General features: G+C 43.8%; 13 protein-coding genes. All 13 read left to right on the top strand.

What is annotated here, in order from left to right:
• Positions 1-68 (top strand): EF-Tu C-terminal domain-related protein (locus tag AC19MX_RS20840; protein ID WP_199734358.1); only part of this gene is annotated, 68 nt, incomplete at its 5' end.
• Between the two features lie 267 nt (positions 69-335).
• Entirely contained in the window at positions 336-707 is a 372-nt protein-coding gene (gene secE / locus AC19MX_RS20835; protein ID WP_160056469.1) for a preprotein translocase subunit SecE, read from the top strand.
• Positions 708-716: 9 nt separating this feature from the next.
• Entirely contained in the window at positions 717-1,268 is a 552-nt protein-coding gene (gene nusG, locus AC19MX_RS20830) for a transcription termination/antitermination protein NusG (RefSeq protein ID WP_432405831.1), read from the top strand.
• Positions 1,269-1,396: 128 nt separating this feature from the next.
• On the top strand, positions 1,397-1,825 hold the full coding sequence (gene rplK, locus AC19MX_RS20825) for a 50S ribosomal protein L11 (protein ID WP_188843830.1): 429 nt from the start codon (positions 1,397-1,399) through the stop codon (positions 1,823-1,825).
• Positions 1,826-1,829: 4 nt separating this feature from the next.
• Positions 1,830-2,531 (top strand): 50S ribosomal protein L1, encoded by a 702-nt coding sequence (gene rplA / locus AC19MX_RS20820; RefSeq protein WP_432405826.1) that lies wholly within the window; start codon positions 1,830-1,832, stop codon positions 2,529-2,531.
• Between the two features lie 286 nt (positions 2,532-2,817).
• The gene (gene rplJ, locus AC19MX_RS20815) at positions 2,818-3,318 is read left to right on the top strand and encodes a 50S ribosomal protein L10 (RefSeq protein WP_432405822.1); all 501 of its coding nucleotides are present in this window, start codon (positions 2,818-2,820) and stop codon (positions 3,316-3,318) included.
• Positions 3,319-3,372: 54 nt separating this feature from the next.
• Positions 3,373-3,741 carry a 50S ribosomal protein L7/L12 gene (gene rplL / locus AC19MX_RS20810; protein ID WP_432405817.1) on the top strand — a complete coding sequence of 123 codons (369 nt, stop codon included), beginning with the start codon at positions 3,373-3,375 and terminating at the stop codon, positions 3,739-3,741.
• Positions 3,742-3,982: 241 nt separating this feature from the next.
• Positions 3,983-8,014, top strand: coding sequence for a DNA-directed RNA polymerase subunit beta (rpoB, locus tag AC19MX_RS20805; RefSeq protein WP_432405812.1), 4,032 nt, complete (start codon positions 3,983-3,985; stop codon positions 8,012-8,014).
• A gap of 82 nt (positions 8,015-8,096) precedes the next feature.
• Positions 8,097-12,323 carry a DNA-directed RNA polymerase subunit beta' gene (gene rpoC, locus AC19MX_RS20800; RefSeq protein WP_432405809.1) on the top strand — a complete coding sequence of 1,409 codons (4,227 nt, stop codon included), beginning with the start codon at positions 8,097-8,099 and terminating at the stop codon, positions 12,321-12,323.
• Between the two features lie 177 nt (positions 12,324-12,500).
• Positions 12,501-12,875 (top strand): 30S ribosomal protein S12, encoded by a 375-nt coding sequence (gene rpsL / locus AC19MX_RS20795; protein ID WP_101033703.1) that lies wholly within the window; start codon positions 12,501-12,503, stop codon positions 12,873-12,875.
• 82 nt (positions 12,876-12,957) lie between these two features.
• Positions 12,958-13,428 (top strand): 30S ribosomal protein S7, encoded by a 471-nt coding sequence (rpsG, locus tag AC19MX_RS20790; RefSeq protein WP_160056453.1) that lies wholly within the window; start codon positions 12,958-12,960, stop codon positions 13,426-13,428.
• Positions 13,429-13,507: 79 nt separating this feature from the next.
• Entirely contained in the window at positions 13,508-15,604 is a 2,097-nt protein-coding gene (fusA, locus tag AC19MX_RS20785) for an elongation factor G (protein WP_498299751.1), read from the top strand.
• 69 nt (positions 15,605-15,673) lie between these two features.
• The coding region (locus AC19MX_RS20780) for a GTP-binding protein (protein WP_498299752.1) at positions 15,674-15,833 on the top strand (160 nt) is incomplete at its 3' end.

The raw sequence follows: 15,833 nt of genomic DNA, 5'->3' as shown, positions 1-15,833 counted from the left end.
TACGTTTCGCTATCCGTGAAGGTGGCCGTACAGTTGGTGCTGGTGTAGTAGCTAAAATCATCGCGTAATAGCGACTTTAGTGAACACTGAAAAAGGAAGCTTCGGCTTCCTTTTTTGTTTTTAGGAAAAAAATATCGATTAATTGTTTTTTTTGCCTAAATTGTTACGCTAACTTTACCTGTATTGTTGCGAACAAAGCTGAATAAGAATACAATCTATGGCCGATTTTTGACCCTGTGCTTATGCATTTTCTGGGAAAGCTCGGAAATGCGGATTTGGTAAATATGTTGTTTACCAAGCTAAGCTCAGGTCGTAGTGAGTAACGGAATTAACCGATGACAACAAATACTGAAAACCAGAGTAATTCTTTGGATATCGTTAAGTGGGGCGTAGCAGCATTGCTAATCGCTGCTGCTGTTATAGGCAATCAATTTTACGCAGATGCAAATGTTGTGGCTCGTGTTGCTGGGGTAATTATTGCCTTTGCTATAGCAGGTGTTATCGCATTGCAAACTATCAAGGGTAAGCAAGCATTATCATTTGCCCGTGAAGCACACATTGAAGTGCGTAAAGTAGTATGGCCAACTCGCCAAGAGGCGCTAAACACTACGTTTATTGTACTTGCAGCAACCGCTGTAGTAGCACTGATCCTTTGGGGATTAGATGCGGTATTATTACGAGTAGTCAATTTAATTACTGGCGTATAGGCATCTAAAATGACTGAAGCTACAGAAGCAAAAAAAAGATGGTATGTAATTCAAGCCTTTTCGGGCTATGAAGGCCGTGTGCTTAAAACACTGCTTGAACATATCAAAATGCACAACATGGAAAACTACTTCGGTGAGATCTTAGTTCCTACTGAAGAAGTGGTCGAAATGCGTGCAGGTCAGCGTCGTAAAAGCGAACGCAAGTTCTTTCCTGGTTATGTATTAGTCCAAATGGAAATGAACGATGACAGTTGGCACTTAGTAAAGAGCATTCCACGTGTAATGGGCTTTATTGGTGGAACCTCAGACCGTCCAGCGCCTATTTCTGATAAAGAAGCCGATGCTATTCTTCAGCGTCTGCAAGACACAATTGAGTCACCGACTCATCGTGTTATGTATGAACCTGGTGAAGTTGTGCGTGTGTGTGATGGTCCATTTGCTGACTTTAACGGCACTATTGAAGAAGTTGATTACGACAAAAACCGCGTGAAGGTTTCTGTTATGATTTTCGGTCGTTCAACACCAGTAGAGTTAGATTTTCATCAGGTCGAAAAGAGCTGATTAAAATAACTACAAATAAATATTGTTTGCGGGTGCGTATTTTAATATAATTCGCACCCGTTGTTTTCAGGGGAGCAAATTGGCATGTCGCCGAGATGCGTTTGAACCCAAATTGAGGAAATGTCGACATGGCAAAGAAAATTGAAGCTTATATTAAGCTACAAGTAGCAGCCGGTGCTGCAAACCCGTCTCCACCAGTTGGTCCTGCTTTAGGTCAAAAAGGTGTGAACATCATGGAATTCTGTAAAGCATTCAACGCTCGTACTGAAAAGTTCGAGAAAGGCATGCCAATTCCTGTTGTTATCACTGTATATAACGACCGTTCTTTCACTTTTGAAACTAAGACTCCACCTGCGTCTTTCCTACTGCTTAAAGCAGCAGGTCTGAAATCAGGTTCTGGCCGTCCTAATACTCAAAAAGTAGGAACTATCAAGCGTAGCGCAGTTCAGGAAATCGCTGAATCTAAAGCAGCTGATATGACTGGTGCTGACATTGAAGCGATGACTCGCTCAATTGAAGGTACTGCACGTTCAATGGGTTTGGTAGTAGAGGACTAATATAATGGCAAAGCTAACTAAGCGCGCTCGCGTAATCCGCGAAAAAGTTGATGCAACTAAACAGTACGACATCAACGAAGCAGTAGCACTTTTAAAAGAACTAGCAACTGCTAAGTTTTTAGAAAGTGTTGACGTAGCTGTTAACCTTGGTATCGATCCTCGTAAATCAGACCAAAACGTGCGTGGTGCTACTGTACTACCACACGGTACTGGTCGTGACGTTCGTGTTGCTGTATTCACTCAAGGTGCAAACGCTGAAGCTGCTAAAGCTGCTGGCGCTGAACTTGTGGGTATGGAAGATTTAGCTGAACAAGTTAAAGCTGGCGAAATGAACTTTGACGTTGTTATCGCATCACCAGACGCAATGCGCGTTGTTGGTATGTTAGGTCAGATCTTAGGCCCACGTGGTTTAATGCCTAACCCTAAAACTGGTACTGTAACGCCTAACGTTGCAGAAGCAGTTAAGAATGCTAAAGCTGGTCAAGTTCGTTACCGCAACGACAAAAACGGTATTATCCACACTACTATCGGTAAAGTGGATTTCACTGTTGAACAGTTAAGAGACAACTTAGAATCGTTAGTGTCTGCATTGAAAAAGGCTAAGCCTGCAGTTGCAAAAGGCATTTACGTGAAAAAAATTAGCATCTCTACCACTATGGGTGCAGGTGTTACTGTTGACCAAGCTAGCTTGGAAGACATTAAGTAATTTTACAAAATGCGCGCACTAGTCTATAATGCGCGCACTTTGTGGGTTGAAGCTCATTCTATCCAATATTGACCTAATTATTTAGGTTTGTTGAGTAGCAATAGAGCTTCCGTCCAAGACCGCAGGTGTCAATCGTAAGGTTCACTTAATTTCCTGCGTAGACGGTGTCAGGCCCCAGCTAAATTTTTTTACTGGAATATCTGCACCGTTAGTAACTAAGCACATGTTGTGCTTAGTTTGGTAAATTCTAGGGGTATTCCCTAGGTAGAATCCAGGAGTAAAGCCAATGGCATTAAGACTCGAAGACAAAAAGGCAATTGTTGCTGAAGTCAACGAAGCTGCCAAAGGTGCACTTTCTGCAGTTGCCGCTGATTCACGTGGCGTAACTGTAGGTGCTATGACTGTTTTGCGTAAAGCAGCTCGCGCTAATGGTGTTTATGTACGTGTAGTACGTAACACTCTAGCTCGTCGCGCTGTTCAAGGTACTGCTTTTGAGTGCCTAGCCGAAACTTTCACTGGCCCAACTTTACTAGCTTTCTCTACTGAGCACCCAGGTGCTGCAGCGCGTCTTTTAAAAGATTTCGCTAAAGAGCAAGCTAAGTTTGAAGTTAAAGGTGCAGCTTTCGAAGGGGAATTTATCCCTGCAGCTGATATTGATCGTTTAGCGAAACTACCAACATACAACGAAGCACTAGCTCAGTTAATGATGACTATGAAAGAAGCATCTGCTGGCAAGTTCGTTCGTACATTGGCCGCCCTTCGCGATCAAAAACAAGACGCCGCTTAATTTTAAGTCGGCCGCTTAATCAAATTGAATTCAGAACAATAGGAAATATTTCTTATGTCTATCACTAAAGACCAAATGTTAGAAGCTTTTGCAGCAATGTCTGTAATGGAAGTTGTTGAACTAATCGAAGCTATGGAAGAGAAATTCGGCGTTTCTGCTGCTGCTGCAGTAGTTTCTGGCGGCGGCGATGCTGGTGCAGCTGCTGAAGAACAAACAGAATTCGACGTAATTCTTACTTCACACGGTGCTAACAAAGTTGCTGTAATTAAAGCTCTTCGTGGCGCTACAGGTCTAGGCCTGAAAGAAGCTAAAACTATGTCAGAATCTTCGCCAATCGCTGTTAAAGAAGCGGTAAGCAAAGAAGAAGCTGAAGCGCTTAAAGCTGAGTTAGTAGCAGCTGGTGCAGAAGTTGAAATCAAGTAAGCTATAGCTTACTTGCTCACCCAAGTAATTGGGTGAAGGCTGGCGGTTTTTTAACCGTCGGCCTTTTTTGCGCTCTATGCGCAGGCGATTTTTTATTCACCGTTTATCGCCAGTTTTAGCAGTTCCTAGCAGAGATTACTGGTTAGGTTCTTGCGACAACGGTGACGGGCAAACGCGCTGATTTATATTAAAAAATTAATGTATTTCAGTCTTGGTCACATCTCGTAAGCAGAGGAAACCCATGGTTTACTCCTATTCTGAAAAGAAGCGTATTCGCAAAGACTTTGGTAAGCGTCCAAAAGTTTTGGACATCCCTTATTTATTGTCTATCCAGTTAGACTCTTTTAAGAAGTTCACCGATCAAGACCCTACGGGTGAGCGTGGCTTAGAAGCTGCATTCCGTAGCGTTTTTCCTATCAAGAGCTTTTCTGGTTATTCTGAGCTGCAATATGTCAGTTATAAACTAGGTGAGCCAGTTTTTGATGTGAAAGAATGTCAGATCCGCGGTGTAACTTATTCAGCACCACTACGCGTTAAATTACGCATGGTGTTGTTTGACCGTGAAGCTGCTGCTGGCACTGTTAAAGACATTAAAGAACAAGAAGTCTACATGGGTGATATCCCATTGATGACTGATAACGGTACTTTCGTTATCAACGGTACTGAGCGTGTTATCGTTTCTCAGTTACACCGTTCTCCAGGCGTGTTCTTTGATCATGACCGTGGTAAAACCCACTCTTCTGGTAAGGTGCTGTATAACGCACGTATTATTCCTTACCGTGGTTCATGGCTTGACTTTGAATTCGATCCTAAAGATGCTTTATTCGTCCGTATTGACCGTCGTCGCAAATTACCAGCAACGATTATCCTACGAGCGCTTGAATACTCTACTCAGGACATCTTAGATTTATTCTTTGAGCGTATTGAGTTTAAGATCAAGAAAGACTCACTTGTAATGGCACTTGTGCCTGACCGTTTACGCGGCGAAACAGCAAGCTATGACATTAAAGATGCTGAAGGCGCTTTATTGGTTGAAGCTGGCCGTCGTATTACTGCGCGTCATATTAAGCAACTTGAAAAAACCAACACAACTGAGCTTGAAGTGCCAGTTGAATACATCGTTGGTAAGTATGCTGCACAAGACTATATCGATGAAGATACTGGTGAAGTATTAGTTACTGCTAACAGCGAGATTACCTTAGAAGATTTAGCTAAGTTATCACTTGCTGGTATTAAGAACATTGATACATTATTCATCAATGACCTTGATCATGGTGCTTATATTGCTGACACATTACGTATCGATTCTACAACTAACCGCTTAGAAGCATTAGTTGAAATCTACCGTATGATGCGTCCTGGCGAGCCACCAACCAAAGATGCAGCTGAAGGTTTATTCCAAAACCTATTCTTCAGTGAAGAACGTTATGACTTATCTAAAGTAGGTCGTATGAAGTTCAACCGTCGTCTTGAGATTGCTGAAGATGAAGGTCGCGGTGTGTTGTCTAAAGAAGACATCGTATCGGTAATGAAGAAAATCATCGAAATCCGTAACGGCTATGATGAAGTCGACGATATTGACCACTTGGGTAACCGTCGTATTCGTAGCGTTGGTGAGATGGCTGAAAACCAATTCCGTGTTGGTTTAGTCCGTGTTGAGCGTGCTGTTCGTGAGCGTCTATCTTTAGGCGATTTAAACGAACTTATGCCACAAGACTTAATCAACGCCAAGCCAATTTCTGCGGCAGTGAAAGAATTTTTCGGTTCTTCACAGTTGTCTCAGTTTATGGATCAAAACAACCCGCTATCAGAAGTGACGCATAAGCGTCGTATTTCTGCACTTGGCCCAGGTGGTTTGACTCGTGAACGTGCAGGCTTCGAAGTTCGTGACGTACATCCAACTCACTACGGTCGTTTATGTCCAATTGAGACCCCTGAAGGTCCAAACATTGGTCTAATCAACTCGTTAGCAAGTTTTGCACGTACTAACTCTTATGGTTTCTTAGAAACACCTTACCGCAAAGTGGTTGAAGGTGTGATTACTGATGAAGTTGAATACTTGTCAGCAATCGAAGAAGGCCGTTATGTTATTGCTCAGGCAAACATTGAAGTTGATGCTGCTGGCCGCATGGTTGAAGAACAGATTGCGTGTCGTCACAAAGGTGAATCTACCTTTATGCGTGCTGCAGATGTTCAATATATGGACGTATCTCCACAGCAGATTATTTCTGTTGCTGCATCGCTGATTCCGTTCTTAGAACACGATGATGCTAACCGTGCATTGATGGGTGCAAACATGCAACGTCAAGCCGTTCCTACTTTACGTGCTGATAAGCCGTTAGTGGGTACTGGTATTGAGCGTACTCTAGCGGTTGACTCTGGCGTTGTTGTAGTTGCTAAGCGTGGTGGTGTGGTTGATTATGTCGATGCAAGTCGCATTGTAATCAAAGTAAATGAAGATGAGCTACGCGCAGGCGAAGCAGGTATCGACATTTATAACCTCACTAAATATACCCGTTCAAACCAAAACACTTGTATTAACCAACGTCCAGTTTGTTTTGCTGGTGAACCAGTAGTTCGTGGTGACGTGTTAGCCGATGGTCCTTCAACGGATCTTGGTGAATTGGCTCTTGGCCAAAACATGCGTATCGCGTTCATGCCTTGGAACGGTTATAACTTCGAAGATTCGATCTTAATTTCTGAGCGCGTAGCGCAAGAAGATCGTTTCACTACTATCCATATCCAAGAGCTTTCTTGTATTGCTCGTGATACTAAATTGGGTAGCGAAGAAATCACTGCTGATATTCCAAACGTAGGCGAGTCTGCTTTATCTAAATTAGATGAATCAGGTATTGTTTATATTGGTGCAGAAGTGAAGGGTGGCGACATTCTAGTGGGCAAAGTAACACCAAAAGGTGAAACTCAGCTGACGCCAGAAGAGAAACTACTCCGAGCTATTTTTGGTGAGAAAGCATCTGACGTTAAGGACAGCTCATTACGTGTACCTAACTCAGTGAAAGGCACCATCATCGACGTACAGGTATTTACCCGTGACGGCGTTGAGAAAGACAAGCGCGCGCTTGAAATTGAAGAAATGCACGTACGCCAAGCTCGTAAAGACTTAGGTGAAGAGTTCAAGATCCTTGAAGAAGGCGTATTGAGCCGTGCACGTAACTTGTTACTGTCTGTGGGTTATTCTGAAGCTAAATTAGCTGAAATCCCACGTAAAGACGTATTAATTCAAGTTATCGATGACGAAGCAAAACAAACTGAATTAGAGCAGTTAGCTGAACAGCACGAAGAGCTAAAAGCTGACTTTGATAAAAAGTTTGAAATTAAACGTCGTAAGATCACTCAAGGCGATGATTTGGCACCTGGCGTACTTAAGATTGTTAAGGTTTACCTTGCAGTTAAGCGTACTATCCAGCCTGGTGACAAAATGGCCGGTCGTCATGGTAACAAGGGTGTAATCTCTAAGATTTGTCCTGTTGAAGATATGCCATACGATGAAGAAGGTAATCCAGTAGACATCGTACTTAACCCATTGGGCGTACCATCGCGTATGAACATCGGTCAGGTACTTGAAGTCCACATGGGCGCAGCCGCTAAAGGTATCGGTAATAAAATTACTGCAATGCTAGAAGAGCAGCGTGAAATTGCCGTACTTCGTGATTACATCAAACAAGTCTACGAATTAGGTGACGACGTGCTTCAGCGTGTTGATATCGATTCGTTCTCTGATGATGAAGTGGTGCGTCTGGCTACTCACCTGAAAGGTGGTATTCCAATTGCAACACCAGCATTCGATGGTGCTAAAGAGAAAGAGATCAAGCAGATGCTTGCTCTTGCAGGCTTACCTGAGTCTGGTCAGTTGACATTATGTGACGGCCGTACCGGTAACGAATTTGAGCGTAAAGTAACCGTTGGTTACATGTACATGCTCAAACTGAACCATTTAGTTGATGACAAGATGCACGCCCGTTCAACCGGTTCGTACAGCTTAGTGACTCAACAACCATTGGGCGGTAAAGCTCAATTCGGTGGTCAGCGTTTCGGTGAGATGGAAGTGTGGGCACTTGAAGCATACGGTGCAGCTTATACTCTACAAGAAATGCTAACAGTTAAGTCAGATGACGTTAACGGTCGTACTCAGATGTATAAAAACATCGTCGACGGTAACCATCAGATGCACCCAGGCATGCCTGAGTCTTTCAACGTATTGTTGAAGGAAATCCGTTCACTTGGTATTAATATCGAGTTGGACCAAGAGTAAGCATCGCACTTAAGCAATGTTTGGTAACCAAGGGTGCTTTGCATCAGCAAAGCACCTGGTTTAACTCCTTCAGGAGAGAAACGTGAAAGACTTATTAAAGTTTCTTAAACAGCAAAGTAAGACTGAAGAATTTAACGGAATCAAAATTGGTTTGGCCTCGCCAGATCTAATCCGTTCTTGGTCTTTTGGTGAAGTAAAGAAGCCAGAAACCATTAACTACCGTACATTCAAACCTGAACGTGAAGGTTTGTTCTGTGCGCGTATTTTTGGTCCGGTTAAAGATTACGAATGTTTGTGTGGTAAATACAAACGTTTAAAGCACCGTGGTGTTATTTGTGAAAAGTGTGGCGTAGAAGTTACCCAGACTAAAGTGCGTCGTGAGCGCATGGGTCACATTGAATTGGCTAGTCCAGTTGCCCACATTTGGTTCTTAAAATCACTTCCATCTCGTATCGGCTTAATGCTTGATATGACGTTGCGTGATATTGAACGCGTACTGTACTTCGAATCTTTTGTTGTTATCGAGCCTGGCATGACCACGCTTGAACGCGGCCAAATGCTAACCGAAGAAACGTATCTTGATGCGTTAGAAGAATACGGTGACGAGTTTGAAGCTAAGATGGGTGCTGAAGCAGTTCTTGAATTGCTACGCGCGATTAACTTAGCAGAACAGATCGAGCAAATGCGTGAAGAGTTGCCTTCAATTAACTCTGAAACCCGTCGCAAGAAGGTCACTAAACGCCTTAAGCTGATGGAAGCATTCTTCACTTCTGGCAACAAGCCAGAGTGGATGATCTTAAAAGTATTACCGGTTCTTCCACCTGATCTACGTCCATTAGTGCCGTTAGACGGTGGTCGTTTCGCGACGTCAGATCTTAACGATCTATACCGTCGTGTGATTAACCGTAACAACCGCTTAAAGCGTCTGTTAGATTTAGCTGCGCCTGACATTATCGTACGCAACGAAAAGCGTATGTTACAAGAGTCAGTTGATGCGCTATTAGATAACGGTCGTCGCGGTCGTGCTATTACGGGTTCTAACAAGCGTCCGCTGAAATCTCTTGCTGATATGATCAAGGGTAAGCAAGGTCGTTTCCGTCAGAACTTACTTGGTAAGCGTGTTGACTATTCTGGCCGTTCGGTAATTACCGTAGGACCAACTTTACGTCTGCATCAGTGTGGTCTTCCTAAGAAGATGGCACTTGAGCTATTCAAGCCATTCATTTACGGCAAGCTAGAAGCGCGTGGTTTAGCGACTACGATTAAAGCTGCTAAGAAAATGGTTGAACGCGAACAGGCTGAAGTATGGGATGTGTTAGACGAAGTGATTCGTGAACATCCAGTTATGCTTAACCGTGCACCAACACTTCACAGACTAGGTATTCAAGCATTTGAACCTGTTCTGATTGAAGGTAAAGCAATTCAATTGCACCCGTTAGTTTGTGCGGCATACAACGCCGACTTCGACGGTGACCAAATGGCGGTTCACGTTCCATTAACGCTTGAAGCTCAGTTAGAAGCTCGTGCGCTAATGATGTCAACCAACAACATTTTGTCACCTGCTAACGGTGAGCCTGTAATTACACCGTCTCAGGACGTGGTATTAGGTTTGTACTACACCAGCCGTGAACGTATTAATGGTCTCGGTGAAGGTATGGTTTTCTCTTCAGTATCTGAAGTTGAAAAAGCTTATGCTGTAGGTGTAGCTGAATTACACGCTCGCGTAAAAGTACGTATTACTGAAACGCACATTGCTGAAGACGGCGAAAGAACAAAAGCAACACGTATCGTAGATACAACTGTTGGTCGCGCGCTTTTATCGTTAATTCTACCTGAAGGCTTATCTTATGATTTGGTTAACCAAAACATGGGTAAGAAGCAGATTTCTAAGCTATTGAACACCTGTTACCGTCAATTAGGCCTTAAAGATACTGTTATCTTTGCTGACCAATTGATGTATACCGGTTTCCGTTTTGCAACCATCTCTGGTGCCTCTGTTGGTATCGATGACATGGTTATTCCAGACGAAAAATATACCTTAGTTGCTGACGCTGAAGCTGAAGTGCTTGAAATTCAAGAGCAGTTCCAGTCAGGTCTTGTTACTGCTGGTGAGCGTTACAACAAAGTTATCGATATCTGGGCAAGCGCAAACGAAAAAGTATCTAAAGCGATGATGGAAAACCTGTCAACTGAGACAGTGATTAACCGTGATGGCGTTCCTGAGCAACAAGCTTCGTTTAACAGCATCTATATGATGGCTGACTCGGGCGCTCGTGGTAGTGCTGCACAGATCCGTCAGTTAGCGGGTATGCGTGGTTTGATGGCTAAGCCTGATGGCTCAATCATCGAAACCCCAATTACAGCTAACTTCCGTGAAGGTCTAAACGTACTACAGTACTTTATTTCTACTCACGGTGCGCGTAAAGGTCTTGCCGATACAGCATTGAAGACAGCTAACTCGGGTTACTTAACTCGTCGTTTAGTAGACGTTGCACAAGACTTAGTTGTTATTGAAGATGACTGTGGTGTTGAGCATGGTCTAACAATGAAACCGCTTATTGAAGGTGGTGATGTTGTTGAGCCATTACGCGAACGTGTTCTAGGTCGTGTTGTTGCTCTAGACGTAATGAAGCCAGGTACTGATGAAGTACTTGCTCCACGCAACACGCTTCTTGATGAAGCATGGTGTAATACGTTAGAAGAACATAGTATTGACGAAGTGATAGTACGTTCTGTAATTACCTGTGAAACAGACTTCGGTGTGTGTGCAGCGTGTTACGGCCGTGACTTGGCTCGTGGTCATATTATTAACCACGGTGAAGCTATTGGTGTTGTTGCGGCACAGTCAATCGGTGAACCTGGTACACAGTTAACCATGCGTACGTTCCACATTGGTGGTGCGGCATCTCGAGCTTCTGCAGAAAACAACGTTCAAGTTAAGAACGCAGGTTCTCTGAAGTTACACAATGCTAAGCATGTTTCTAACATCGACGGTAAGCTGGTTATCGTATCTCGTTCTTCTGAATTAGCCATCATTGATGAGCTAGGTCGTGAGAAAGAGCGTTACAAAGTGCCTTACGGTACCGTACTAGAAGTATTGGAAGATTGTGAAGTTACAGCTGGCCAGATAATCGCTAACTGGGATCCACATACTCACCCAATTATCTCTGAAGTAGCGGGTAGCGTTAAGTTTGTTGACATGATTGATGGCGTAACCATGACACGTCAAACTGACGAGTTAACTGGTTTATCATCTGTTGTTGTACTAGAAATTGGTGCACGTACTTCAGCTGGTAAAGAACTTCGCCCAGCAATTCGCCTAGTTGATGCTGACGGTAACGACTTAATGATCCCTGGTACAGAAGTACCAGCTCAGTACTTCTTGCCTGGTAACGCGATTGTGTCGAAAGACGATAACGCGAAAATCAACGTTGGTGACGCGTTAGCACGTATTCCACAAGAATCGTCTAAAACACGCGACATCACCGGTGGTCTACCACGTGTTGCTGACTTATTCGAAGCGCGTAAGCCAAAAGAGCCAGCAATTCTTGCTGAAATCTCTGGTACTATCTCGTTCGGTAAAGAGACTAAGGGCAAACGTCGTCTAGTGATTACCCCTGCTGATGGCGGCGATCATTATGAAGAGATGATCCCTAAGTGGCGTAACTTAAACGTGTTCGAAGGTGAAAAAGTCGAACGTGGTGAAGTTATTGCTGACGGTCCAGAAGCGGCACATGACATCTTACGTCTTCGTGGTATCCACAACGTAGCAAACTACATTGTGAACGAAGTACAGGACGTTTACCGTCTACAGGGCGTAAAGATCAACGACAAGCACATCGAAGTTATCATTCGTCAAATGCTGCGTAAGTGCTTAATTAGCACCGCAGGTGACAGTGATTTCTTAGCTGGCGAACAAGTTGAAGTCGCGCGTGTTAAGATTGCTAACCGTGAGCTAATTGCTCAAGGCAAAGCACCTGCTACGTTCGAACGTGAATTACTGGGTATTACCAAAGCATCTTTGGCTACTGAGTCATTCATATCAGCAGCATCGTTCCAGGAAACCACTCGTGTGTTAACTGAAGCGGCCGTTGGTGGTAAGAGCGATCCATTACGTGGTCTGAAAGAAAACGTAATCGTTGGTCGTTTGATCCCTGCTGGTACCGGTTATGCTTACCACAAAACTCGCAATGAAGAACGTGCTAAAGCAGCAAGTTCGAAAGGCAAAGTGGAAGCGACAACTGTCACTGCAAGCGAAGCTGAACAGAACCTAGCAGATCTACTAAACTTGGCAGGTAGCCAAGATTAAGTTAGCGTTTTGTTAAAAAAAGGCGCCAATGGCGCCTTTTTTATTGGAATTTGCACGAAAAGTTGGCTATTTCTTGACAGATAGCCATTACCTTTCTAAAATTCCGCGTCCCATCATTGTGGGATATAGATTTTTCACACCTAATTGTTGAGTTTAAATCAACTGTCGGAGCTATACATGGCAACTGTAAACCAGTTGGTACGTAAGCCACGCGCGCCAAAAGTCGAAAAGACTAATGTGCCTGCGTTGAACGCGTGCCCACAAAAACGTGGTGTTTGTACTCGTGTGTACACTACAACACCTAAAAAACCTAACTCTGCACTACGTAAAGTAGCTCGTGTGCGTCTAACTAACGGTTTCGAAGTAACTTCGTACATCGGCGGTGAAGGCCATAACTTGCAAGAGCACAGTGTAATCCTAATCCGTGGTGGTCGTGTTAAAGACTTACCTGGTGTGCGTTACCACACTGTTCGTGGCGCATTAGACTGTGCTGGCGTGACTTCACGTCGCCAAGGCCGTTCTAAGTACGGTGCTAAGCGTCCTAAGTCTTAACGTATCCCGTTTAAGTAAGGCCAAGCTAGTATTTATTTGACATTCCAGTTTTGGAAATACCTGAAGCATACGGAGAATTGATATGCCAAGACGTCGCGTTGTAGGACAACGTAAAATCCTACCAGATCCAAAGTTTCACAGTGAGTTGTTGGCTAAGTTCATCAACGTCATTATGCAAGACGGCAAAAAGTCGACTGCAGAAAAAATTATCTACAAGGCGTTAGATGTTGTCGCTGAAAAGAAAAGCGAAAATCATTTAACAATCCTTGAAGCAGCTCTTGATAACGTTCGCCCTTCAGTCGAAGTTAAATCTCGTCGCGTTGGTGGTTCTACTTATCAAGTACCATGTGAAGTTCGTCCTGTGCGTCGTAACGCACTAGCGATGCGCTGGTTAGTTGAAGCTGCTCGCAAGCGTGGTGAAAAATCTATGGCTCTACGTCTAGCAGGTGAAATGCTAGATGCGTCTGAAAACAAAGGTACTGCTGTTAAGAAGCGTGAAGACGTGCATCGCATGGCTGAAGCTAACAAAGCCTTTGCTCATTACCGTTGGTAATATAATGGAGCGGGCTTTTGCCCGCTCCATATTGTTGATATTGCTAAGACCAAAAGTTTTAGCTGAGAGGGTATAAATAGTGGCTCGTACAACCCCAATTGAGCGTTATCGTAATATCGGTATTGTAGCTCATGTGGATGCAGGTAAAACTACCACAACAGAACGTGTTCTGTTCTATACCGGTATGTCTCATAAAATCGGTGAGGTGCATGACGGCGCCGCCACGACTGATTGGATGGTACAAGAGCAAGAACGTGGTATTACTATCACTTCTGCTGCTGTGACCACCTTTTGGCGCGGTATGGAAGCTCAATTCGCTGAACATCGAATTAATATCATCGATACCCCAGGTCACGTAGACTTCACTATTGAAGTCGAGCGTTCATTGCGCGTATTAGATGGAGCCGTAGTTGTATTCTGTGGCTCTTCAGGCGTTGAACCGCAATCTGAAACCGTATGGCGTCAAGCTGACAAGTACCACGTTCCGCGTATGGTATTTGTTAACAAAATGGACCGTGCAGGTGCAGATTTTGACCGAGTAATAAAACAAATTCGTAACCGCCTTGGTGCGACTTGTGTGCCGATTCAATTAAACATTGGTGCAGAAGAGAACTTCAAGGGTGTTATTGATTTAATTAAGATGAAAGCCATTAACTGGTCTGAATCAGATCAGGGAATGACATTCACTTATGAAGACATTCCTGCAGATCTCGCAGCAAAAGCTGCAGAAATGCATGAGTATCTCGTGGAAGCAGCAGCTGAAGCCTCAGATGAGCTGATGAACAAATACCTTGAAGAAGGTGAGTTATCAGAATCTGAGATTAAAGCAGCTCTGCGTCAGCGCACAATTAACAACGAGATCGTACTAGCAACCTGTGGTTCTGCATTTAAGAACAAAGGTGTGCAGGCGGTTCTTGATGCGGTTGTCGACTTCTTACCATCGCCAATTGACGTACCTGCAATTAAAGGTATTGATGAAGACGAGAATGAAGTTGAACGTCCGTCGGATGATAATGCACCATTTGCTGCATTAGCATTTAAAATTGCGACTGATCCATTCGTTGGAACACTTACCTTTATCCGTGTGTATTCCGGTGTACTTGAGACAGGTTCAGGCGTTTATAATTCTGTTAAACAGAAACGTGAACGTATTGGTCGAATGGTGCAAATGCACGCTAACGACCGTACTGAATTAAAAGAAGTACGTGCAGGTGATATAGCAGCGGCTATAGGTCTAAAAGATGTTACAACCGGTGATACTCTTTGCGATAATGATCACAAAGTGATTCTTGAACGCATGGAGTTCCCAGAACCCGTGATTACCATCGCCGTTGAGCCTCGCTCGAAAGCTGACCAGGACAAAATGGGTATTGCGCTGCAAAAATTAGCAGCAGAAGATCCATCTTTCCGTGTTGAAACTAACGAAGAGTCTGCTCAAACACTAATATCGGGAATGGGTGAGCTACACTTGGATATTATCGTAGACCGAATGCGTCGCGAATTCAGTGTGGAGTGTAACGTAGGTAAACCTCAGGTAGCCTATCGTGAGACTATCCGTTCGAAAGTAGAAGTGGAAGGTAAGTTCGTACGTCAATCTGGCGGACGTGGACAGTTTGGCCATGTTTGGCTAAGACTTGAACCACTCGAAGAGGGTGCGGGCTACGAGTTTGTCAATGAAGTCGTTGGTGGTGTTATTCCTCGTGAATACATACCTGCGGTTGACAAAGGTATTCAGGAGCAGATGAAAAACGGCGTATTAGCCGGTTATCCTGTTCTTGATGTGAAGGTCACATTATTTGACGGTTCATATCATGATGTGGACTCGAATGAAATGGCGTTCAAAATTGCAGGTTCAATGGGCTTCAAACAGGGTGCGCTAGAAGCAAACCCCGCGTTGCTCGAACCTTGTATGAAAGTAGAAGTAACTACACCTGAAAATTATATGGGCGATGTTGTTGGTGACTTAAACCGACGTCGTGGCATAATTGAAGGTATGGACGATGGCATCGCAGGTGTTAAACTCGTTCATGCGGTAGTGCCTCTATCTGAAATGTTTGGTTATGCAACTGATTTGCGCTCTGCATCTCAGGGTCGTGCTTCTTACTCTATGGAGTTTTATAAGTACACAGATGCACCGCAAAACATTGCAAAAGCGATTATAGAATCTCGTAACTAATATCGGTTACGGCATCAATGTTATATTGCTCGAATTAATCGAGCACTTCTGAAAAGAAAGGAATTTATCGTGGCAAAAGCTAAATTTGAACGTAAAAAGCCTCACGTAAACGTAGGCACCATCGGTCACGTTGACCATGGTAAAACAACTCTTACAGCAGCTATTTCAGCTGTGTTGTCTAAGACTTATGGTGGTGAAGTTCGTAACTTCGCACAAATCGATAACGCTC

The sequence above is a fragment of the Shewanella sp. MF05956 genome (assembly GCF_059758055.1).
The sequence above is the reverse complement of the archived record's forward strand: the minus strand, read 5'-3'. Positions and strand labels throughout refer to the sequence as shown.

Coding starts and splice junctions, on each gene's coding strand:
- secE (WP_160056469.1), top strand. CDS start 336: ATGACAACAAATACTGAAAACCAGAGTAATTCTTTGGATATCGTTAAG.
- nusG (WP_432405831.1), top strand. CDS start 717: ATGACTGAAGCTACAGAAGCAAAAAAAAGATGGTATGTAATTCAAGCC.
- rplK (WP_188843830.1), top strand. CDS start 1,397: ATGGCAAAGAAAATTGAAGCTTATATTAAGCTACAAGTAGCAGCCGGT.
- rplA (WP_432405826.1), top strand. CDS start 1,830: ATGGCAAAGCTAACTAAGCGCGCTCGCGTAATCCGCGAAAAAGTTGAT.
- rplJ (WP_432405822.1), top strand. CDS start 2,818: ATGGCATTAAGACTCGAAGACAAAAAGGCAATTGTTGCTGAAGTCAAC.
- rplL (WP_432405817.1), top strand. CDS start 3,373: ATGTCTATCACTAAAGACCAAATGTTAGAAGCTTTTGCAGCAATGTCT.
- rpoB (WP_432405812.1), top strand. CDS start 3,983: ATGGTTTACTCCTATTCTGAAAAGAAGCGTATTCGCAAAGACTTTGGT.
- rpsL (WP_101033703.1), top strand. CDS start 12,501: ATGGCAACTGTAAACCAGTTGGTACGTAAGCCACGCGCGCCAAAAGTC.
- rpsG (WP_160056453.1), top strand. CDS start 12,958: ATGCCAAGACGTCGCGTTGTAGGACAACGTAAAATCCTACCAGATCCA.